The organism is Streptomyces sp. NBC_01241 (assembly GCF_041435435.1).
Classification (GTDB): Bacteria; Actinomycetota; Actinomycetes; order Streptomycetales; family Streptomycetaceae; genus Streptomyces.
This window is the reverse complement of the sequence record NZ_CP108494.1, coordinates 7,693,890-7,714,547: the sequence shown is the minus strand read 5'-3', so window position 1 is coordinate 7,714,547 and position 20,658 is coordinate 7,693,890. Positions and strand designations below refer to the sequence as shown.

15 protein-coding genes are annotated in these 20,658 nt (G+C 70.6%); 4 read left to right on the top strand and 11 right to left on the bottom strand.

The annotated features are described in order from the left end of the window. Positions 1-636, bottom strand: a complete 636-nt coding sequence (locus OG306_RS35040) for a DJ-1/PfpI family protein (RefSeq protein ID WP_266750330.1) — start codon at positions 634-636, stop codon at positions 1-3. 45 nt (positions 637-681) lie between these two features. After that, positions 682-1,644, bottom strand: coding sequence for a GlxA family transcriptional regulator (locus OG306_RS35035; RefSeq protein WP_266750328.1), 963 nt, complete (start codon positions 1,642-1,644; stop codon positions 682-684). Between the two features lie 134 nt (positions 1,645-1,778). On the opposite strand from OG306_RS35035, the gene OG306_RS35030 reads away from it, so the two are divergent. Together OG306_RS35030 and OG306_RS35025 are read left to right on the top strand one after the other, a co-directional pair. Then, positions 1,779-2,642 carry an SCO6745 family protein gene (locus tag OG306_RS35030; protein WP_266750327.1) on the top strand — a complete coding sequence of 288 codons (864 nt, stop codon included), beginning with the start codon at positions 1,779-1,781 and terminating at the stop codon, positions 2,640-2,642. A gap of 144 nt (positions 2,643-2,786) precedes the next feature. Further along, positions 2,787-5,225: a Tex family protein gene (locus tag OG306_RS35025; protein WP_266750326.1), complete on the top strand. Its 2,439-nt coding sequence runs from the start codon at positions 2,787-2,789 to the stop codon at positions 5,223-5,225. Between the two features lie 137 nt (positions 5,226-5,362). Here the strand turns inward: OG306_RS35025 and OG306_RS35020 are convergent, their stop codons facing one another. From OG306_RS35020 to OG306_RS35010, 3 genes are all read right to left on the bottom strand, one after another. Beyond that, positions 5,363-7,000, bottom strand: coding sequence for an ABC-F family ATP-binding cassette domain-containing protein (locus OG306_RS35020; RefSeq protein ID WP_266904727.1), 1,638 nt, complete (start codon positions 6,998-7,000; stop codon positions 5,363-5,365). A 269-nt stretch (positions 7,001-7,269) separates the two neighbouring features. Further along, positions 7,270-8,583 (bottom strand): M14 family metallopeptidase, encoded by a 1,314-nt coding sequence (locus OG306_RS35015; protein ID WP_266904729.1) that lies wholly within the window; start codon positions 8,581-8,583, stop codon positions 7,270-7,272. After that, a complete protein-coding gene (locus OG306_RS35010; RefSeq protein ID WP_371666062.1) occupies positions 8,580-10,589 on the bottom strand; it encodes a Xaa-Pro dipeptidyl-peptidase in 2,010 nt (669 codons plus the stop codon). Before OG306_RS35010 ends, OG306_RS35015 begins: the two co-directional genes overlap by 4 nt. Before the next feature lie 211 nt (positions 10,590-10,800). Here OG306_RS35010 and OG306_RS35005 point away from each other — a divergent pair, with 211 nt between their 5' ends. Beyond that, positions 10,801-12,294 carry a M1 family metallopeptidase gene (locus tag OG306_RS35005; RefSeq protein ID WP_266750320.1) on the top strand — a complete coding sequence of 498 codons (1,494 nt, stop codon included), beginning with the start codon at positions 10,801-10,803 and terminating at the stop codon, positions 12,292-12,294. 114 nt (positions 12,295-12,408) lie between these two features. On the opposite strand, the gene OG306_RS35000 is transcribed toward OG306_RS35005, so the two are convergent. The 5 genes from OG306_RS35000 to OG306_RS34980 all read right to left on the bottom strand — a co-directional run bounded on the left by OG306_RS35000 (position 12,409) and on the right by OG306_RS34980 (position 17,463). Next, positions 12,409-13,326 (bottom strand): oxygenase MpaB family protein, encoded by a 918-nt coding sequence (locus tag OG306_RS35000; RefSeq protein ID WP_327258500.1) that lies wholly within the window; start codon positions 13,324-13,326, stop codon positions 12,409-12,411. Positions 13,327-13,550: 224 nt separating this feature from the next. Next, positions 13,551-16,223: a M4 family metallopeptidase gene (locus OG306_RS34995; RefSeq protein ID WP_371666061.1), complete on the bottom strand. Its 2,673-nt coding sequence runs from the start codon at positions 16,221-16,223 to the stop codon at positions 13,551-13,553. 158 nt (positions 16,224-16,381) lie between these two features. Then, the gene (locus tag OG306_RS34990; RefSeq protein WP_266750315.1) at positions 16,382-16,720 is read right to left on the bottom strand and encodes a helix-turn-helix domain-containing protein; all 339 of its coding nucleotides are present in this window, start codon (positions 16,718-16,720) and stop codon (positions 16,382-16,384) included. Beyond that, complete coding sequence (locus OG306_RS34985; protein WP_266750314.1) at positions 16,717-16,872, bottom strand: hypothetical protein; 156 nt, start codon at positions 16,870-16,872, stop codon at positions 16,717-16,719. The genes OG306_RS34990 and OG306_RS34985 overlap by 4 nt, the downstream gene beginning before the upstream one ends. A gap of 72 nt (positions 16,873-16,944) precedes the next feature. Continuing rightward, positions 16,945-17,463, bottom strand: a complete 519-nt coding sequence (locus tag OG306_RS34980; protein ID WP_266750312.1) for a macro domain-containing protein — start codon at positions 17,461-17,463, stop codon at positions 16,945-16,947. Between the two features lie 136 nt (positions 17,464-17,599). Between OG306_RS34980 and OG306_RS34975 the strand changes: the two genes are divergently transcribed. Beyond that, positions 17,600-18,331: a MerR family transcriptional regulator gene (locus tag OG306_RS34975; RefSeq protein ID WP_266750311.1), complete on the top strand. Its 732-nt coding sequence runs from the start codon at positions 17,600-17,602 to the stop codon at positions 18,329-18,331. Positions 18,332-18,353: 22 nt separating this feature from the next. Here the strand turns inward: OG306_RS34975 and OG306_RS34970 are convergent, their stop codons facing one another. Continuing rightward, complete coding sequence (locus OG306_RS34970; RefSeq protein ID WP_266750309.1) at positions 18,354-20,525, bottom strand: 3-hydroxyacyl-CoA dehydrogenase NAD-binding domain-containing protein; 2,172 nt, start codon at positions 20,523-20,525, stop codon at positions 18,354-18,356. Positions 20,526-20,658: the final 133 nt, after the last annotated feature.

Genomic DNA, 20,658 nt, shown 5'->3' with positions numbered 1-20,658 from the left:
CTACTGGAGGATGAAGCGGCTCCCGGCGCGGAGCTTCTCGACCAGCGCTGCCGGGGCCTTCGCGGGTGAACCCGCGTCGTACGGCGGCTGCGGGTCGTACTCGGACAGCAGCTGTACGGACATGGCGTGCTCGTCGTCCGCGATGCGGCCGAGCAGGGTGAGTCCCATGTCGATGCCGGAAGAGACGCCGGCCGCCGTGACGTACTTGCCGTCGACGACGACGCGTTCACCGGTCGGTTCGGCGCCGAAGTCCTTCAGGCGGTCCAGCGCGAGCCAGTGCGAGGTGGCGCGCCGACCCGTCAGCAGTCCGGCCGCGGCGAGCAGCAGGGACCCGGTGCAGACGGAGGTGGTCCAGGTGCTGGTGGCGTCGGCGGTGCGCAGCCAGCCGAGCAGCGCCTCGTTCTCCATCTGGTCGCTCTGGCCGGGGCCGCCGGGGACGACCAGCACGTCCGGCGCCGGTACGTCGGCGAAGGTCCTGTCAGCGACCAGCGCGAGGCTGCCGTTGTCATTGCGCACGGGCCCGGTCCGTTCAGCGACGAACACGGTCTCGGCGCCGGGGGTGCGGGCGAGCATTTCGTAGGGGCCCACGGCGTCGAGTGAGGTGAAGCGCTCGAAGAGGACGATGGCGATCTGCACGGCGTTGCCTTTCGGTCGGTCGTCGATGGGTTACGGGTCGGCCGGTCAGTGGGTGGCCGGCTGGGCGCGGAAGCGGCGCCGGTATTCGGCGGGTGCCGTGCCGAGGGCCTTGATGAACGCGCGGCGCATGGCCTCGGGGGTGCCGTAGCCGCAGGCGCGCGAGATGCCGGTGACGCCGTCGGTGGTGTCCTCCAGCAGCCGGCGGGCGTGTTCGAGACGTACGCGGTCGACGTATCGGCCCGGGGTGAGGCCCGTCTCGGCCTGGAAGGCGCGGGCGAAGTGGCGGGGCGAGAGCCGGGCGCGGGCGGCGAGCGCCTCGACGGTGAGGTCCTCGCCGGGGTGTTCGGTGATCCAGTGCTGGACCTCGCGCAGCGGTTCGCGGCGGGCGGTCTGTGCGGTGAGCTGGGCGCTGAACTGCGCCTGGTTCCCGGGCCTGCGCAGAAAGACCACGAGGTGACGTGCGATCGTGAGCGCGATGTCCCGGCCGTGGTCCTCCTCGACAAGGGCGAGGGCGAGATCGATACCGGCGGTGACGCCGGCGGAGGTGGCCAGCCTGCCGTCGCGTACGAAAATCGGGTCCGGGTCGACCTCGACGGCCGGGTGGCTGCGGGCGAGGTGGTCGCAGACCGTCCAGTGCGTGGTCACCCGGTGGCCGTCCAGCAGGCCGGCCGCGGCGAGCAGCAGCGCCCCCGTGCAGACGGAGACGAGCCGCTCGGCGTGCGGGGCGTGGCCGCGCAGCCAGTCGATCAGCGCCAGGTCGGGGGCGCGGGTGCCCTGACCGCCGGGGACGAGGAGAGTGTGCGGCGGCGCGGCGTCGGCGAGACTCCCGTCGGGGACGAGCGTCAGACCGCTGCTCGTACGGACCGGCGCGCCGTCGAGGGAGGCGGTGCGCAGTCCGTACGCGGCCCCGGGGAAGTGGGAGGCCCCGGCGAAGACCTCCACGGGGCCGGTCACATCGAGGCTCTGAACGCCGTCGAAGAGGACGACGAGTACGGATCGCTGCGTCATGGCTTCCATCCTGGGCAGCCGGGAGCATGGCCGCAATGACGAAGAACCCACCTTTTCCGCCATGCCGGGGTCCGCGCGGAATGGATGCCGTCCCGGGGTTACGGAACGTACCAACCAGTCGGTAACGTGCCTGCATGAGTACTCTGCCGCCGCGCGCCGGACGCCGCTGCCACAACGCCATCAACCCGTTGCACTCGACGGTCTACTTCTCCCCCGATCTCGGCGAGGAGCTCGGGAAACTCGGCATCGACGACACGAACGCCGCCTACCTCGTCGCGCGCGCGGCGGCGCTGGGCGCCGTCGGCCCCGGCACGGTCACCGCGGCCTTCTACAACTTCAACCACGATCTCGTCGCCCGGCATCTGCCCGCCGTGTGGTCCGTCGCCACGCCGCAGGCGGTCCTGGACGCCCGGCTGCGCGCCGCCGACGCCACGTTGCGCCGGCTCCTGGGTGAGGAGATCATCACCTCCCCGGAAATGGCCGAGGCGGCCGGGCTGGCGCTGCGCGCCGCCGAGGCGTGCACCCGACACGCCCGGCCGCTCTACGCCGCCCACGCCGATCTGCCGGTGCCCGAGCAGCCGCACCTGGCGTACTGGCACGCCGGGACGCTGCTGCGCGAGCACCGCGGCGACGGCCATCTCGCGGCGCTCCTCGCGGCCGGTCTCGATCCGGTGGAGGCCCTGGTCAGCCACACCGCGACCGGCAAGGGGATGAACCCGCGCTGGGTCCTCGCCACCCGGGGCTGGCTCCGCGGTGACTGGGAGGAGGCTTCCGAGCGGCTGCGCGGGCGTGGACTCCTCGACGGCGAGGGCGAGTTGACCGAGACGGGCGTGGCGCTGCGGGCGGATCTGGAGGAGGCCACGGACCGGATGGACAGTGCCCCGTACGAGCATCTGGGCGCGGAGGGCGTGGAACGGCTGACCGAACTGGCGCGCGGATTCCTGTTCACGGCCGCCTCGGCGGGCGCGTTCCCGGCCGATCTGATCGGCAAGGGCTGAGCGACACCGGTTCGCGGTCGGGTGGGGTGGCCGGGCGACACGGCGCCCGACCACCCGGCACAATGCAGGCGAAGGGGCCCCGCCCCGGCAAGCACAGCCAGTAGAGCCAGTACAGCCAGTACGAGAAGGCGAGTCGGTAGAACCGTGACGACGTCCATCGAAGGCAGGATCGCCGAGGAACTCGGCGTACGCGAGCGGCAGGTGAAGGCGGCCGTCGAGCTGCTCGACGGCGGGTCGACCGTGCCGTTCATCGCCCGCTACCGCAAGGAAGCGACCGAGATGCTCGACGACGCGCAGCTGCGCACGCTCGAGGAGCGGCTGCGGTATCTGCGGGAGCTGGAGGACCGCCGTACGGCGATCCTCGACTCGGTACGCGAGCAGGGCAAGCTCGACGACGCGCTGGAGGCGCAGATCCGGGCCGCCGACACGAAGGCGCGCCTTGAGGACGTCTATCTGCCGTTCAAGCCCAAGCGGCGCACGAAGGCGCAGATCGCCAGGGAGGCGGGGCTCGAACCGCTTGCGGACGGTCTGCTCGGCGACCCCTCGGTGGAACCGCTGGCCGCTGCCGCCGACTTCGTCGGCGCCGACAAGGGCGTCGCGGACGGTGCGGCGGCGCTGGAGGGGGCCCGCGCCATCCTCACCGAGCGGTTCTCGGAGGACGCCGATCTGATCGGTGAGCTGCGTGAACGCATGTGGTCGCGCGGGCGGCTGGCCGCCAAGGTACGGGACGGCAAGGAGGAGGCGGGGGCGAAGTTCGCCGACTACTTCGACTTCGCCGAGCCGTTCACCGCGCTGCCCTCGCACCGGGTGCTCGCGATGCTTCGGGGCGAGAAGGAGGACGTCCTCGACCTGGTCCTGGAGCCGGAGGAGCCGTCCGAGACTCCCGGCCCGTCGGCGTACGAGAACATGGTCGCCCGGCGCTTCGGGGTGAGCGACCGAGGCCGCCCCGGCGACAAATGGCTCGCCGACACGGTGCGCTGGGCCTGGCGGACCCGGATCCTGGTGCATCTCGGCATCGATCTGCGGCTGCGGCTGCGCACGGCGGCGGAGGACGAGGCGGTACGGGTCTTCGCGTCGAACCTGCGCGATCTGCTGCTCGCCGCGCCGGCCGGGACGCGGGCCACGCTGGGGCTCGACCCCGGTTTCCGTACGGGTGTGAAGGTCGCCGTCGTCGACGCGACCGGCAAGGTCGTCGCGACGGATGTCATCCACCCGCACGTCCCGGCGAACAAATGGGACCAGGCGCTGGCCAGGCTGGAGCAACTGTCGAAGGCCCACGACGTCGACCTGATCGCGATCGGCAATGGCACGGCCTCCCGCGAGACCGACAAGCTCGCCGGTGAACTCATCGACAAACACCCCGAGTTGAAGCTCACCAAGGTGATGGTGTCGGAGGCGGGCGCGTCGGTGTACTCGGCTTCGGCGTTCGCGTCGCAGGAACTCCCCGACATGGACGTGTCGTTGCGCGGCGCCGTCTCGATCGCGCGACGCCTTCAGGACCCTCTCGCCGAGCTGGTGAAGATCGACCCGAAGTCGATCGGTGTGGGCCAGTACCAGCACGACCTGTCCGAGGTGAAGCTGTCGCGCTCGCTGGACGCGGTCGTCGAGGACTGCGTGAACGGTGTCGGCGTGGACGTCAACACCGCGTCGGCGCCGCTGCTTTCGCGGGTTTCGGGGATCGGCTCGGGGCTCGCCGAGAACATCGTGGCGCACCGTGACGCGAACGGGCCCTTCCGTTCGCGGAAGTCGCTCAAGGACGTGGCGCGGCTGGGCCCGAAGGCGTACGAGCAGTGCGCGGGCTTTCTGCGCATCCGGGGCGACGACCCGCTGGACGCGTCGAGCGTGCACCCGGAGGCGTACCCGGTGGTGCGGGCGATGGTGAAGCGGACGGGCGGTGACGTCGCCTCACTGATCGGCAACACGAGCGTGCTGCGGTCGCTGCGGGCCGACGAGTTCGTGAACGAGAAGTTCGGTCTGCCGACGGTCACCGACATCCTGAAGGAGCTGGAGAAGCCGGGACGCGACCCGCGTCCCGCGTTCAAGACCGCCACCTTCAAGGAGGGCGTCGAGAAGATCGGTGATCTGGCGTCCGGGATGGTCCTGGAGGGTGTCGTCACCAATGTCGCGGCGTTCGGCGCGTTCGTGGACATCGGTGTGCACCAGGACGGTCTGGTGCACGTGTCGGCGATGTCGCGCACGTTCGTGAAGGACCCGAGGGATGTCGTGAAGCCGGGCGACATCGTGAAGGTCAAGGTCATGGACGTCGACATTCCGCGGAAGCGGATCTCGCTCACGCTGCGGCTGGACGACGAGGCGTCGACGGGGGACACGCCCCAGGGCGGCGGGCCAAGGCGGGAGCGGTCCGAACGGGGCGAGCGGGGCGGTCAAGGAAATGGCAAGGCCGGCCGGCCGCCGCGGCAGCGCCAGGGGCAGGGGCAGGGTGGTCAGGAGCGTGACCGGCGCGGTGGCGGCGGTGGGGGCGGCTCCGCTCGTCCGGCGCCCGCACCGGTGAACAGTGCGATGGCGGATGCGTTGCGGCGGGCCGGGCTGACGGATCCGAAGCAGGGCGGCAAGAGGGGCTGATGTCGGGGCGGGAGCGGGTTCCGGGGGCCCCGCCCCCGGAACCCGCTCCTCACGCGCCGGAGAGGCTCAAAAGACGTCCTCGAACGCCGGACGGGCCGGACATGCCGGAAGGAGTCCGGGGCGCTGCCCCGGCACCCTCACAGCTCCGTAACCTTGCCGTCCGCCACCTCGACGCGCCGTGTCGTCCGTACCGCCTCCAGCATGCGCCGGTCGTGCGTGACCAGCAGCAGCGTCCCCGTGTACGAGTCCAGCGCCGATTCCAGCTGCTCGATCGCGGGCAGATCGAGGTGGTTCGTCGGCTCGTCGAGGACGAGGAGGTTGACGCCCCGGCCCTGGAGCAGGGCGAGCGCGGCCCTGGTGCGTTCGCCGGGCGAGAGCGTGGTCGCGGGACGCATCACATGGTCCGCGCGCAGGCCGAACTTGGCGAGCAGTGTGCGGACTTCGGCCGGTTCGGTGTCGGGGACGGCCGCGCAGAACGCCTCCAGGAGCGATTCGGAGCCGTGGAACAGCTTGCGCGCCTGGTCCACCTCTCCGACCACGACGCCCGAGCCGAGCGTCGCCTGCCCGGCGTCCAGCGGGAGGCGGCCCAGGAGTGCGGCGAGGAGGGTGGACTTGCCCGCACCGTTGGCGCCGGTGATGGCGACCCGGTCCGCCCAGTCGATCTGCAGCGAGGCCGGGCCGAAGCCGAAGTCACCGCGTGTGACCCTGGCTTCGCGCAGGGTGGCGACGACCGAGCCGGAGCGGGGTGCGGTGGCGATCTCCATCCGCAGTTCCCACTCCTTGCGCGGCTCGTCGACGACATCGAGCCGCTCGATCATGCGCTGGGTCTGCCTGGCCTTCGCGGCCTGTTTCTCGCTGGACTCGCTGCGGAGCTTGCGGCTGTTCTTGTCGTTGTCGGTCGCCTTGCGGCGGGCGTTCTTGACACCCTTGTCCATCCAGGAGCGCTGCATGTGGGCGCGCCCTTCGAGGGCGGCGCGCTTGTCGGCGTACTCCTCGAAGTCCTCGCGGGCATGCCTGCGCGCCCTGTCTCGCTCCTCCAGGTAGGCGGCGTACCCACCGCCGTAGAGGTTGATCTGCTGCTGGGCCAGGTCCAGTTCGAGGACCTTGGTGACCGTACGCATCAGGAATTCGCGGTCGTGACTGATGACGACCGTGCCCGCGCGCAGTCCGCAGACGTAGCGCTCCAGCCGCTCGAGGCCGTCCAGGTCGAGGTCGTTGGTGGGCTCGTCGAGCAGGAAGACGTCGTAGCGGGAGAGCAGGAGGGAAGCCAGGCCCGCGCGGGCCGCCTGGCCGCCGGAGAGCGCGGTCATCGGCAGGTCGAGGCCGACGGTCAGGCCGAGGTCGGCGGCAACCTCCTCGGCGCGCTCGTCCAGGTCCGCGCCGCCGAGCGCCAGCCAGCGCTCCAGCGTCTCGGAGTACGCGTCGTCCGCGCCCGGCGCCCCGTCGACGAGAGCCTGCGTGGCGGTGTCCATCGCGGACTGGGCGTCGGCGACGCCGGTACGGCGGGCCAAGAATTCGCGCACGGTCTCCCGCGGACGCCGCTCCGGCTCCTGCGGGAGGTGGCCGACGGTGGCGGTGGGCGGGGAGAGCCGCAGCTCGCCCTCCTCCGGCCGGTCGAGCCCGGCGAGCAGCCGGAGCAGGGACGATTTACCGGCCCCGTTGACTCCGACGAGACCGATCACGTCACCGGGCGCGACGACGAGGTCGAGTCCGGCGAAGAGTGTGCGGTCGCCGTGTCCGGCGGCGAGGTCCTTGGCAACGAGAGTGGCAGTCATCAGGGTGCCGATCCTAATCGGCCGCCGGGACCGGCCTGGGATCAGCCCGGCACCGGTACCAGCACCGGCGCGGGTACCGGGCCCAGCGGCGGTCCCGGGCCCAGCGCTGGTACCGGTACCGCGTCGGGTGGCAGGGGAGGTCCGCCGTCACCGGCAGATCTCCCCGGCCGCCCGTTCTCTGTGCGGCCAGCGGCACGGACGGCACCTTCCACGGAACCGATGCATCACTCTCCGTAGCCGGTGCCGTACGTGGCGCTCGCCTCATGAAATCAGCAAGAGGTATCGGCCTGCCCGCTTGTGAGGTGATAGGTCGCCCGCTCGTCCAGGAGGAGCGGGATCAGATTGCGGGCCGACTGCCGCAGCGGTACGTACGCTCCGTCACCGTCGCGCCGGGAGGTGACACCGTGCAGGGCGAGTTCGTCCTTGACGTCGTCGAACTGGTCCTTGGTGAGCCGGTATCCGCACGGCGGGTCCTGAAGGACTTGGCCGGCTTCGGGTGCCTCGTTGTCGGCGCCGCCGAGAAAGACCGGGCCGCGGTCCTTGAATCCCGCGGCCCGGGATGCGGCGGTGGCGGCGACGATCGCGCCGCGGTGTTCGTCGGTGAAGGCGAACAGGCCGTCGAGCGCGACGAGTTGGGAATTGACTCGGCGTCGGCTGTTGAGTGCCGGGTCGGCCTTCTCGGCGGCGGTGAGTGCGTCGACGCGGGATTCGATGAGCAGGCCGACGGCGTGCTTGATGCCGGAGGTGTTGCGCAGGATGCGTTCCTGTCCGTCGCCCGCGGTCTGCTTGATCGGGTCGCCGGTGACGGGGTCGGTCCAGATGCCGTAGAGGCCACTGCTGTAGCCGGCCTCCGCGGCGGTGGGCCGCACATAGCTCTGGGCGAGGGTCTGCGATTCGCCGTGCACCCGGTCGGAGACGTTGAGGTTACGGGGCCACAGGACGAAGAGGTCCTTGTCGTAGTACGGCGGGGTGGCGCCGTACTCGTGCAGGTCGTAGATCACATCGGGCTTCCGGTCGCGGACGACCGCCGCCATGGCGCGGCCCTCGGCGGTCTGCAGCGCGATGTGGTCGCGGTTGATGTCGACGCCGTCGGAGTTGCCGCGGGTGTTCGCGGCGCGTCCGTCGGGGTTGGCGGTGGGCACGACGAGGACGTTCGTACGGGAGAGGAAGGCGCGAGTCGAGGGGTCCTGGGCGTAGGCCAGATCGCGAATGGTCGTCAGGCACGCTTCGCGGCCCGACGGTTCGTTGCCGTGCTGACTGCAGATCAGCAGCATCGTGTTCGCGTTGGCGTGTTGGTTTCCGATCCGGACGAGCTGGAGCGGGCGGCCCTGTTTCGTCGTGCCGATCCGGTCGACGGAGACCCGGTCGCTGCCCCGGTCGACGGCGGCCAGGAAGGACTGTTCCTCCGGCTGGCCGGTCCACCGGGCCCCGTTGCTGGTCTCGAAGCCGGTACGGGGCCGGGGCTCGGTGTGCGCGGCCTGGGCGGGCATGGTGATCAGGGGTACGGCCAGGACGGCGGCGGCTGCCGTCAGGACGAGGTTGCGGCGGACCGGGCCGCGGGCGGTCGGGATACGGGGTGTCATGAGCGGCTGCCTCCCGGGATGCGGTGGGCGGGACGCGGCGGCGTCACGCCCTCGGAGTGGACTGCGCGGGGGGTGGCTGTCGCGGGTGCGGAACCCGCGGTGGCTCGTACGAAGGCTCCGGTGCCGCCGGTGAACGGCAGCTTCGCGGACGTACGGGCCAGGTCGAGGGTGAGCGTCGGCGTGGAGTCCGGCGGGTCGATGAGGTCCCGGTCGGTGCCGGCGACGACCAGGGCGAGGCGGTGGCCGGCCGGGACGACGTGGTCGGTGGCCGCGAGGTCGATGGTGATCGTGTAGGCCCTGCCCGGCGTGAGGGGGCGGCCGTGTCCGGCGGAGGCGTAGGTGCCGAGGTCGGCCCAGCCGCGGCTGAGGACGGTTCGGTCGACGTCGGCCGCCTCGGCCCGGGTCTCCTTGAAGCAGGAGCTGTCCCCGGCGGTGCTCGCGCCCCAGCAGGTGCGGTCGGTGAGGGTGGTGATGCCTTCGCCGGACGAGCCGTAGTCGCGGATGGTGTCGGGGCCGATGTCCACGAGGACCGCGGAGAGATGGGCGGTCGATGTGGTCGGGGTGGCGGTGACGGTCACCGTGGAGGATCCGGCCAGTCGCAGGTCCTGGGTGAGCGGCGCGGTGCGGAATCCCGTCTTGGCGCTCGTGGCCCGGTCCAGGTCTGCGGCCCACTCCGTCTCGCTCTGCGCCGGGTCGTCGGTGAACGTCTCGGTGGCGCCCGGGCGGGCGGGCTTCAGGCCGAGACTGCCGACGCCGGGCGCGTCGCCGGGGCCGGGGCGCACGGTAGCGGTGTGCGTGGTGCGGGGCGGCCAGACCCTGTCGGTGGACCACTGATCGGGGTGCCGTTCGACGTCGGCCATCGGTTCGCGGTCGATGCCGTTGTCGTAGCCGAGGAGATAGTGGTCGAACCAGCGGTGCAGCGTCTTCACCCACTCGGCGCGCCGGTAGTCGAACGGGTCGACGTGTCCGGTCTGCGAGAGCCAGATCTTGCGCTCCACGCCCTGGTCCGCGAGGGCGTCCCACCACTGGCCGAGGTGCTTGGTGCGGACGTTGAGGTCCTGCATGCCGTGGACGGCGAAGACGCTGGCCCGCACCTTTCGGGCGTCCTTCACGTAGTCGCGGTCGTTCCACAGCTTCGTGAGGTCGCCGGTGCGCGGCGCCTGGTCGACGAGTTGCTGCTGCACGGCTGCGCAGCGGTCGCGTGCCCCGGGGCTCTCCACGTAGCCGGAGAGCCAGTCGGGGCCGCTGTCGTAGAGGGGCGCGCCCTGGGCGAAGTAGTAGTCGTACCAGGAGGAGATGGCGCCGATCGGCACGATGGTCCGCAGCCCGTCCACACCGGTCGCGGCCACACCGTTGGCAATGGTGCCGTCGTAGCTCTTGCCGATCATTCCGGTGCGCCCGTCGGACCAGCCGGCTGTGGCGCGTTCACCGCCGGTGCGGGTGGTGTAAGCGCGGGCGCGGCCGTTCAGCCAGTCGATGACGGCCTTGGCGGACTGCACGTCGGAGCGGCCGCCGACGTCGACGCAGCCGTCGGAGCGATTGGTTCCGGCCAGATCGACGGCGACGAACGCGTAGCCGCGCGGCACGAAGTAGTTGTCGTAGTACAGGGGGAACCGGACCGGCCGGCCGTCGGCGTCGTACGTCTTGAGCTGGCTCTCGTTGCCGCGGCCGCAGCAGGAGTAGTACGGGCTGGCGTCCATGATCACGGGGATCTTCCGGCCCTGCTGGGCGGGTTCGCCCGGCCGGACGATGTCGACGGCGACGCGGTCGCTCCTGCCGTTCCCGTCGCCGTCCAGTCCGGTGTCGACCCAGACGGATTCGCGCACGGCGTTCTCGTACGAATAGACCGGGCTGCTCTCCAGGGGCCCGCTCGCCACGGGCCCGCTCTTCCGAGGGCTCGCGCCCTGTGCACCTACTGGTAAAAGCAGGACTGCCATCAGGGCGGCGACGGCCGCCACCACCAGCGATCTGTACGTCAAGCGGGTGCCCCGCGTACGTGTCGGCATGGGCGGAAGGTACCCCGGTCAACTCCTGTGCAACAGGGGGCGATCGCCTATGCATATGACGTGTCCATGCGGGAAGGACTGTCCTGTGTCATGTCGGCCGAATGGCGATCGTGTGACAGGAGCCGTCATGGACACGACTGATGCGGGGGTCGCTGAATAGTCTCTACGTGACGGTTCGAAAGATCCTTCGCCCCGACGAATTGGAGCATTCGTGCACCGCAGATTCATCGTCCCGAGCGCACTCGCGGCCTCCCTGCTGCTGGCGATCCCGGCCTCGGCCGCCGAAGGCACCGCGGGCGCCCCGGGCATCGGCGATCCCTACTACCCGGCCAGCGGCAACGGCGGCTACGACGTGTCCCACTACGACCTGCGGCTGACGTACCAGCCCGCCACCGACCTGCTGGAGGGCACGGCGACGATCCTCGCCACGGCCACCCAGGAACTCACCCGATTCAACCTCGACTTCGGGCTGGACGTCTCCGAGGTGCGGGTGAACGGCAAGAAGGCCGGTTACGCCAGGAGCGGCGAGCAGGAACTCGAAATCACCCCGGCGGCGGCGCTGGCCAAGGGCAAGGCCGTCTCGGTGGTCGTGCGGTACGCCGGAAAGCCGTCGGAGGTGAAGATCAACGGCTGGACCTCCTGGGTCCGTACGCCGGACGGCGCGGTGGCCGCGCAGGAGCCGGAGTCGGCCGCGTGGTGGTTCCCCAGCAACGACCACCCGCTCGACAAGGCGACGTACGACATCTCGGTGTCCGTGCCGGACGGCACCCAGGCGATCAGCAACGGCACGCTCCAGTCGCAGAGTTCGAAGCTCGGCTGGACCCGCTACAACTGGCGCTCCACGAAGCCGCAGGCGACATATCTGACGACGCTGGCCATCGGCAAGTTCGACATCACCACCGACACCACGTCGGACGGGCTGCCGGTCGTCAATGCGTACAGCAGGGATCTCGGCGCCAACGGCGGTGCGGCACGCGCCAGCATCGAGCGGACCACCGAGGTCGCCGAGTGGCTGACGGAGGTCTTCGGACCGTATCCCTTCGACGCGCTCGGCGGGTACTCCCCCAATGTGACGAGCGGGTTCGCGCTGGAGACCCAGACCAGGCCGTTCTACAGCCCGAAGCAGTTCGCGAACGGTGCGAACGTCTCCGTCGTCGTCCATGAGCTGGCGCACCAGTGGTACGGCGACAGCGTGTCCCTCAAGGGCTGGAAGGACATCTGGATCAACGAGGGCTTCGCCCGGTACAGCCAGTGGCTCTGGTCGGAGAAGGAGGGCGAGGGCACCGCGCAGGAGCTGGCGGACTACACATACGCCCAGCACCCGGCGGACGACGCCTTCTGGACGGTGAAGCCCGGCGACCCCGGCCCGGACAACCAGTTCGACGCGGCCGTCTACGACCGGGGTGCGCTGGCGCTCCAGGCGCTGCGCAACGAGGTGGGTGACGAGACGTTCTTCGCGTTGCTGAAGGGCTGGCCGGCCGAGCACGCGTACGGGAACGCGAGCGTGGCGGACTTCGTGACGTACGCGGAACGGGTCTCGCACAAGCCGCTCGCCGGTTTCTTCGACACCTGGCTGTACCAACCGACGCGGCCCCAGGCCCCGGCAGCGGCCGACGCGCACGCGTTGCGCGCTCCCGCTCGGCCCGCGCAGCCCGCGTCGTGGAAGCAGATCGCGGCGACGAACACGATTCACGACCACCGCTGACGGGTCCGCGGATCGGCTCCCGGTGCCGTCGCCCCTCTCCTCGGCGGGGCGACGGTGCCCGGTGGACGGCCGGGCGCCGCGTCCGCAACGTCGGCGGTCACGTCGGATCGGTGATCACGCCGGCCGCGCCGGCGCGCCTCCCGTCCGCCCGGGCTGCGCGTCGCCCCGGACGGCCTCGCGACGCGCCGCCCGCGCCCGGCGCGCGTACGGCAGGTAGCGCAGCCGCTCCGGGAGCACGGGAACGACGCGCCGCACCGCTGCGCAGAACCGTCGCAGCTTCCGCTCCTGCGCGTCCGTCCACTCCAGCCCGATCGCCTCCCGCGCCTCCGGCGGCATCAGGCCAATGGTGACGAAGCGGCGGAACCGGGCCAGCGGCGGGAACAACACCGGCCAGAGCGCCTTCAGCAGCAGCCGTACCGGCAGCGGTCCCCGGTCCGGCGGCGGTACCGGGCGGTCGGTGGCGATCAGCTCCTCGACGACGACGGTCAGCTCGATCTCGTCGGCGAGCACCTTGCGGAAGCACGGCCAGAACTCCTCGATCGTCTGCGGCATGTCCCGGTCGTGGATGCCGAGAACCCGGCCGACCTGGAGCCACTCCTGGTACAGGGCCCGTTCCTGCGCGTCGGTGAGCGGCCGGATGAGATACCGCGCGGCGTGCTGATAGACGGGGAAGCCCGTGGCGTGCACCCACGCGTAGTTCGCGGGCGACAGCGCATGGTAGCGGCGCCCTCGGGTGTCGGTGCCCTGGATGGTGCGGTGCAGCCTGCGGAGCCTGCGCCCCTCCTCGGTGGCCGCGTCACCCCCGTACACCCAGAGCTGGAGCGAGCGCAGGGACCTCTCGCCGCGCCCCCACGGGTCCGTACGGAACACGGAGTGTTCGTCGACGCCCGCGCCGACCGCCGGGTGCGCGACCTGGAGGGTGAGGGCGGCGGGCAGCATAAGCAGGGCCCGGATGTCGCCGGAGATGCTCCAGAGCACGCCGCCGGGCGGCGGCGGGACGGGGGTCTCGCCTCTGACTGCTTCGGTACTCATGACGCTCCCGGCGGTCGGCGGGGCGTGCGGCTCGGTGCCCGACCCTTGTGTGATCCAGTATGCGATCGCTGCCGGGCCGGTACGCAGGACCCCCGGGAGGCCCGGGGCCCCGCTTCTGGATCACGCCGGGCTCGAGTGCCCCGGCACGGGCGCGGGCGGGGTGCCCACCGGAGTCCGCGGGACTCCGGTGGGCACCCCGCCCGGCTGTGCGGGACGGCCCAGGACTACTCGCAGGTCCCGGCGAACGTCTCGCGGGTCACCACATCGGTGGCAGCGGCGCTCGTGTCGAGCCACGCGACGCGCTGGCCGTCACCGAGGGACGGGGCCAGCTGGGAGCCGGAGGAGCAGGAGACGCGGGTGTAGTTGTTGAGACCGTCGAGCACGTCGGCGGTCTTGGAGACCATCGCCTTCACCGGACCGTTCCAGGCGCCGAGCGCGCCCCAGAGGTCGTAGGTGGAGTAGGCGAAGTAGTCGTCGTTCACCGAGAACTGGGCGACGTAGGCGCTCGACGGGTAGCGCAGCTTCGCGGCCTTGGACAGGTCGTCGAGCGGCGCCGACATGAACGTCGTGCTCGGGATCAGGAAGCCGCCCGTCTCGCGCCAGAAGACGCGGTCCGAGGTGATCTGGATGTCGGAGACCCAGTTGAAGAGGAAGCCGGTGATCCGCTTGGTCTGCGTGGTGCCCTTCGCGATGTCGTAGACGTAGACGTACGTGCCGTCGCCGCCGGCCCAGGCGATCGTGCCGTTCTTCATCGCGAGGCGGGCTGCCTTGGTGCCTGCCTCCGGGGTGACGTTGACCGTCGTGCCGTCGGCCTTGCGGAGCATGACGTCCTGCTCGCCGTCGGCGGTGGTGCTGATGTAGGCGAGCGCGCCGTGGTCGGTCACCGGCTCGGTCTCGTCGGCGTCCGGCCGGTCGGCCAGCTTCTTGATCGCGCCCTGGCCCTTGTCACCGGCCTGGTAGATCCCGATGCCGTCGGCGGCGATCCGGGTGAAGACGATCCGGTCGTCGTCCAGGGACGGGTCGAGCAGGTAGGCATCCTGCTGGGCCAGTTCGTGCTGCGGCTTCTTGTCGAAGCGGCCCACGGTGATGCCGAAGGCGGCGCTGCCCTGGTCCCAGGCGATGGCGTCGCCGTGGCTGATCGCGTAGACGTCGCCGTTGATCTGGGCGGCCTGCTCGTCGATCCCGCCGTAGACCTCGTACGCGGGCAGGATGTCGGTGCCGATGGTGGTGCCGTCGTGCGTGCCGCCCTTCTGCTCCCAGCCGGTCTCGATGCCGTGGTCGTCGAAGGCCTTGTCGATGACGGCGAGATCGGCCTTCGAGACGTTCAGGGACTTGGCCGCGAGGGTGACCGCGTTACGCATGTCGGTGAAGCCGGACAGCGGTGTGAGGTAGTTCTGCGCGGACCGGTAGATGATCCGGTCGGCGAGCTTGCTGTCGATGTTCTTGCGCATGTCCCACAGCGCACCGCCGACGATGGTGGAGTTGTGGTGCACTCCGCCGTTGTCGATGTCGAGCGTGATGGGCTGGTAGTCCTTCTGCGCGTTGCGTCCGTCGTTCAGGTCGCGCAGGGCGCAGTCCTCCAGCGGCTTCGTGCCGTTGCAGAGGTACTCCCCGATGAGGCCGGACGTCGGGTCGCTCATCGCGATGCCCTTGTCGGCGGTCTCCATGGCGTTGCCGAAGTAGTCGGATATCGCCTCGTTGAGCGCACCCGACTGATTGAGGTAGACGAGCCCGGCGGAGTGCTCGGTGACGCCGTGAGTCATCTCGTGGCCGACGACGTCCAGGCCCACGGACAGCGGCACGCCGTCCATGTGGCCGTAGACCATCTTGGAACCGTCCCAGAAGGCGTTGGCGTAGTCCTTGCCGTTGGCGGCGACGTTGACGACGGAGTAGATCGTGCCGCCCTTGCCGTCGACACCGTCGCGGCCGATCTGGTCCTTGTAGTACTCGTAGACCTTCGCCGCGTTCAGGTGCGCGTCGACCGCGCCCGACGAGGTGTTCGCGCCGTCGAAGCGGTCGCTCGCCGACGTGCCCAGCCGGATGTCGTCGGTGACCGGACCTCCCGCGACGGCCGTGTACTGCTTGCGGTTGGCGTCGTACGTGCGGATCTGGCCGCCGGTCTGCGCGTACATGGAGCGGGTGGAGTCGACGAGCGTGTACGAGCCGTCCGCCTCCTTGTTGACGTTCAGCTTCGCCTCGCCGCCGTCGACGCGTACGCCCGTCCCCTCCGCGGGCGACGCGTCGGCCGCGTCGATGTTGTTGTACGAGAGCGCGATGCCGCCCACGCGCGCGTCGACGTACACCTCCTGGCGCACCGGGCTGCCGTCCGCCTTGCCGCCGGTGACGGTGAAGTGCCAGGCCAGCCTGCCGCCGTGGGCGTCGGGCAGCACGGACAGGCCGTGCGCCTCGGTCTTCGCGCCCTGCACGCCGCGCAGGCCGCGGTCGAGCGTGAACATCCGCTGCTTCGCGGTGGCTTCGGCGACCTTCGGTGTGGTGGAGACCGTGAGGTCCGTGTAGAGCGTGCCGGTCGCGGAGGTGACCTGCTGGCCGCCGTCGGCCGCCTCCGTCTGCACCGCGTACTCGGCGCCGAAGACCGGGACGCCGTCGTGCTTCTGCTGGAAGCGGACCGAGGACTGCTTGCCGTCCTTGGTCGTCTGCACCGTCTTCAGGTCGGAGACGGGCACCTTGTACGTGTCCTTGTGGGCCTTCAGGTGGGCCCGGGCGGCCTCGGCGGGCGTGCCCGCGCGGGCGGACTTGTCCAGCCCCTGGGTCATCGCGGGAGCGACCGGCACCGGGCTCGTCGCCGTGGTGGCCGCGGCGGTGGTGTCGTCCGCCCAGGCCGGCGCGGTCATCAGTGCCGATCCGGTGGCGGCGACGACCACACCGGTCGCCAGCATCCGCCGTATCCTCGTTCTCTTCACAGAACCCTCCCCATCACACACCTCTCCGGAGAGACGCGCACGCCCGTCCGGTTGACGGGGTCGATGTTTCGGTACGTGGGGTTCCGCTAACAAGAGGTGAGCATGGCGCGAACATGCCGTGGCGTAAATACGCCTCAAGGAACCTGCGAGGGAACCGAGTTGCCGGATTCGTCGTCCAGCCAGCCCGCGCGGGCCGCGTACCACCCGAGTTGGAAGCGGGTCGCGGCGCCGACCTCGTCCATCAGGGCGTGCAGGCGTCGCTGAACGGTGCGATGACCCATGCCCAGTTGACGGGCGATGGCGGCATCGGTCAGCCCGACGTGGAGGAGGGCGACGATCTCCCGGTCGACTGCCGCGACGGGGGGCTCGTCCTCGACGGCGACGCCGGAGACGCTCAGCCGCCATCCCTTCTCGAAGTGCTCGTCGACGCGTCCATCGGGTCGCGCGTCCGGTCGTCGGGGTGCAGGGCTCAAGCCCTGTTCAGGTGGGGTGCGAACGCGTCGGACGACGCGGGCCGGACGTTGCCGCAGTCCCGCACACCGTTGACCGGCGCGGTCACCGCCGTCCAGCCGCCGTCCGCGCCGTAACGTTCGCGCACCTTGCGCGCTGCCTGGACACCCGCCACCGAGCCCACCCCTTCCTGGTACGTCGTTGACGGAAGTAAGACTATTCGGCGAGTTCCGTGCGGCGTGCGGCCTCACGTTCCGGGGCGCCCTGACGGTGGCGCAGGCGAGGCCTCCTGGTCGTAGTCGTACACCGTCACTGCTATGCCACGGCTCAGCAGCCGCTTCGCTATCAGCGGCTCGATTCGGGACCAGGTGCCGCCCGCCAGTCCGCAGCCGATCCGCGGCATGTGGACCGAAGCCCCCAGCTCGACCGCCCGGTCGGCCACGGAGCCCAGGGCCGTGTCGATCGCCTCGTAGCGCACCGGGACCCCCTTGCTGCCCGTACGCATCCCCCGCTGGCCCACCATGTTCGCCACCCAGAGGTACGGACTCACCTGGACGAACTGGGCCGCGCCGAGGCCGAAGTCGTTGTCCGCGCGCTCCCGGTGCCAGTGACGGTAGGCCTTCTCCGGTTCGGGCCAGCGACGCGAAACGGCCAGGACGAAGCCCTTGCCCCAGCCGCCCAGGTCGTTGCAGACATGCGCGATCAGCTTGACGCCCTTGCCCTGTGGGGTGGTCGCGTCTCCCCGTACGTACGTGATCTCCGACATGACACCAGCGTAGGAGCCACCACTGACAGCGGGACCGCGCCGGGAGCTTTCACAGCATTGGTGAGACAGCAATACTGGTGCACCTGACTGATGCAGACGCAGCAGTTCACCGCTGGTCGGAACGCGAGGAGCAGACATGACGACCGGGACCGAGGACCCGACGCTCACCGTCGACGAGCTGGCGGCGCGCGCCGGTGTCACCGTACGCACCGTGCGTTTCTACAGCACCCGGGGTCTGCTGCCGCCGCCGGTGATCGGTCCCCGTCGTGTCGGGCATTACGGGCATGAACATCTGTCCCGGCTCGCGCTCATCGAGGAGCTTCAGCACCAGGGCATGACGCTGGCCGCGATCGAACGCTATCTGGTACAGCTGCCGCCGGACCTGAGCGCCCACGACCTGGCGATCCACCGGGCGCTGGTGGCGTCCTGGGCGCCCGATGCGGCGGAGGACGCGACGCGGGCGGAACTGGAGCGGCGGGCGGGCCGGGCGCTGACCGGGCAGGACATGGCGCGGCTGGCCGCGATGGGTGTGCTGGAGCGCGCGGAGCCGGTCGACGGCACCTACCGGGTGGACCCGGGGCTGCTGCGGCTCGGGGTCGAACTGCTCGACGTACCGATCGCGCACGAGACGATTCTGGCCGCGCGCACGGTTTTGCTGGACCACTCCCGGTCGGCCGCGCAGGAGCTGACCCGGCTGTTCCGGGACGAGGTGTGGGGTCCGTACCGGGAACGGGAGTCGGACCCGGAGCACGTGGCGGCGATGAAGTCGCTGTCGGCCCATATGCAGCCGATGGTGCTGCAGGCGCTGGTGACCGCGTTCCAGCGGTCGTTGAAGGAGGAGCTGCGGGCCGCGTTCACGGCGGAGTGAACGCGGCCCGCGGGGCTTGCCGTCAGTCGTGGAAGGTCTCGCTCTTCTCGGCCTTCTCCACGAGCAGCGCGGGCGGCAGGAACCGGTCGCCGTAGCGCTCGGCGAGCTCCCGGGCGCGGGCGACGAAGCCGGGCAGACCGCCCTCGTAGCCGTTGATGTACTGGAGTACGCCGCCGGTCCACGGCGGGAAGCCGATGCCCATGATGGAGCCGATGTTGGCGTCGGCGACGGAGACGAGGACGTTCTCCTCCAGGCAGCGGACGCTGTCCAGCGCCTCGGAGAACAGCATCCGCTCCTTCATGTCGATGAAGGGGATGTCCGTGTCCGGCTTCGTGAAGTGCTCCCGCAGCCCCGGCCAGAGACGGGTGCGCTTGCCCGCCTCGTCGTACTCGTAGAAGCCCGCGCCGCCGCTGCGTCCCGGGCGGTCGAAGTCGTCGACCATGCGGTCGATGACCGCGTCCGCCGGGTGTTCGGCCCAGGTGCCGCCGGCCGCTTCCACGGCACGCCTGGTCTCGTTGCGGATCTTGCGGGGCAGGGTGAGGGTCAGCTCGTCCATCAGGGAGAGCACCTTGGCCGGGTAGCCGGACTGCGCCGCGGCCTGCTCGACCGATGCGGGCTCGACGCCCTCACCGACCATGGCGACGCCCTCGTTGATGAACTGGCCGATGACGCGCGAGGTGAAGAAGCCACGGGAGTCGTTGACGACGATCGGGGTCTTCTTGATCCGTCGCACCAGGTCGAAGGCGCGGGCCAGGGCCTCGTCGCCGGTCTTCTCGCCCTTGATGATCTCGACGAGCGGCATCTTGTCCACGGGCGAGAAGAAGTGCAGCCCGATGAAGTCGGCCGGACGCGAGACGCCCTCGGCGAGGACCGTGATGGGCAGGGTCGAGGTGTTGGAGCAGAGCAGCGCGTCCGGCTCGATGATGTCCTGGACCTCCTGGAACACCTTGTGCTTGAGCGCGGTGTCCTCGAAGACGGCCTCGATGACGGCGTCGCAGCCCGCCAGGTCGGCCGGGTCGCCGGTCGGGGTGATGCGGGCCAGCAGCTCGTCGCGCTCGGCCTCGGTGGTACGGCCCCGGGAGAGCGCCTTGTCGAGGAGTTTCTCGCTGTACGCCTTGCCCTTGGCTGCGGCCTCCTGCGAGACGTCCTTGAGGACGACCTCGATGCCGGCGCGGGCGCAGGAGTAGGCGATGCCCGCGCCCATCATCCCGGCGCCGAGCACGGCGACCTTGCGGACCTGGCGCTGTTCGATGCCCTTGGGGCGGCCGGCGCCGGAGTTGACGGCCTGGAGGTCGAAGAAGAACGCCTGGATCATGTTCTTCGCGACCTGGCCGGTGACCAGTTCGGTGAAGTAGCGGGCTTCGATGGTCAGCGCGGTCTCGAAGTCGACCTGTGAGCCCTCGACGGCGGCGGCCAGGATGTTGCGGGGCGCGGGCATCGGGGCGCCGGCGATCTGCTTCTTCAGATTGGCCGGGAAGGCGGGCAGATTCGCGGCGAACTTCGGGTTCGACGGGGTGCCGCCGGGGATCCGGTATCCCTTGACGTCCCAGGGCTGCTGGGACTCCGGGTTGGCGTCGATGAAGGCGCGGGCCTTGTCGAGCATCTCCTCCCGGGTGGCGGCGACCTCGTGGACCAGGCCGTTCTCCAGGGCGCGCCGCGGGGTGTACTGGGTGCCCTGGAGGAGGACCTTCAGCAGCGCGTCGGCGATGCCCATGAGGCGTACGGTGCGGGTGACGCCGCCGCCCGCGGGCAGCAGACCGAGGGTGACCTCGGGCAGGCCGATCCGGGAGCCGGGTGCGTCGAGGGCGACGCGGTGGTGCGAGGCGAGGGCGATCTCGTAACCGCCACCGAGCGCCGCCCCGTTGATGGCGGCGACGACGGGCTTGCCCAGGGTCTCGATGCGGCGCAGCGCGTTCTTGATGGCGGTGCCGGTGTCGAAGGCCTGCTGGGCGCTCGAAGGACCGACCTTGATCATGTCCTTGAGGTCGCCGCCCGCGAAGAAGGTCTTCTTCGCGGAGGTGTAGATGATGCCGCGGATGGAGTCCTTCTCGGCCTCGGCGCGGTCGGCGATGGCCGCGATGGAGTCCTTGAATGCCTGGTTCATCGTGTTGGCGGACTGGTCGGGGTCGTCGAGTACGAGGGTGACGACGCCGGTCTCGTCCTGTTCCCAGCGGATGGTGGTGCTCTCGGTCATTGCTCTTCTTCTCCGTAAGTGAGGGGCCGGCGGTGGGTGGCGTGGGTGAAGGAGCGGGGCCGGGGTGCGTGGATCGCAAGGCGGAGGACCGATCCATGGCGCATGGGGCCTCCCCTGCTCCAGCGAAGCCGAG

Coding starts and splice junctions, on each gene's coding strand:
- OG306_RS35035 (WP_266750328.1), bottom strand. CDS start 1,644: ATGACGCAGCGATCCGTACTCGTCGTCCTCTTCGACGGCGTTCAGAGC.
- OG306_RS35030 (WP_266750327.1), top strand. CDS start 1,779: ATGAGTACTCTGCCGCCGCGCGCCGGACGCCGCTGCCACAACGCCATC.
- OG306_RS35020 (WP_266904727.1), bottom strand. CDS start 7,000: ATGACTGCCACTCTCGTTGCCAAGGACCTCGCCGCCGGACACGGCGAC.
- OG306_RS35015 (WP_266904729.1), bottom strand. CDS start 8,583: ATGACACCCCGTATCCCGACCGCCCGCGGCCCGGTCCGCCGCAACCTC.
- OG306_RS35010 (WP_371666062.1), bottom strand. CDS start 10,589: ATGCCGACACGTACGCGGGGCACCCGCTTGACGTACAGATCGCTGGTG.
- OG306_RS35000 (WP_327258500.1), bottom strand. CDS start 13,326: ATGAGTACCGAAGCAGTCAGAGGCGAGACCCCCGTCCCGCCGCCGCCC.
- OG306_RS34995 (WP_371666061.1), bottom strand. CDS start 16,223: ATGCTGGCGACCGGTGTGGTCGTCGCCGCCACCGGATCGGCACTGATG.
- OG306_RS34980 (WP_266750312.1), bottom strand. CDS start 17,463: ATGTCGGAGATCACGTACGTACGGGGAGACGCGACCACCCCACAGGGC.
- OG306_RS34975 (WP_266750311.1), top strand. CDS start 17,600: ATGACGACCGGGACCGAGGACCCGACGCTCACCGTCGACGAGCTGGCG.
- OG306_RS34970 (WP_266750309.1), bottom strand. CDS start 20,525: ATGACCGAGAGCACCACCATCCGCTGGGAACAGGACGAGACCGGCGTC.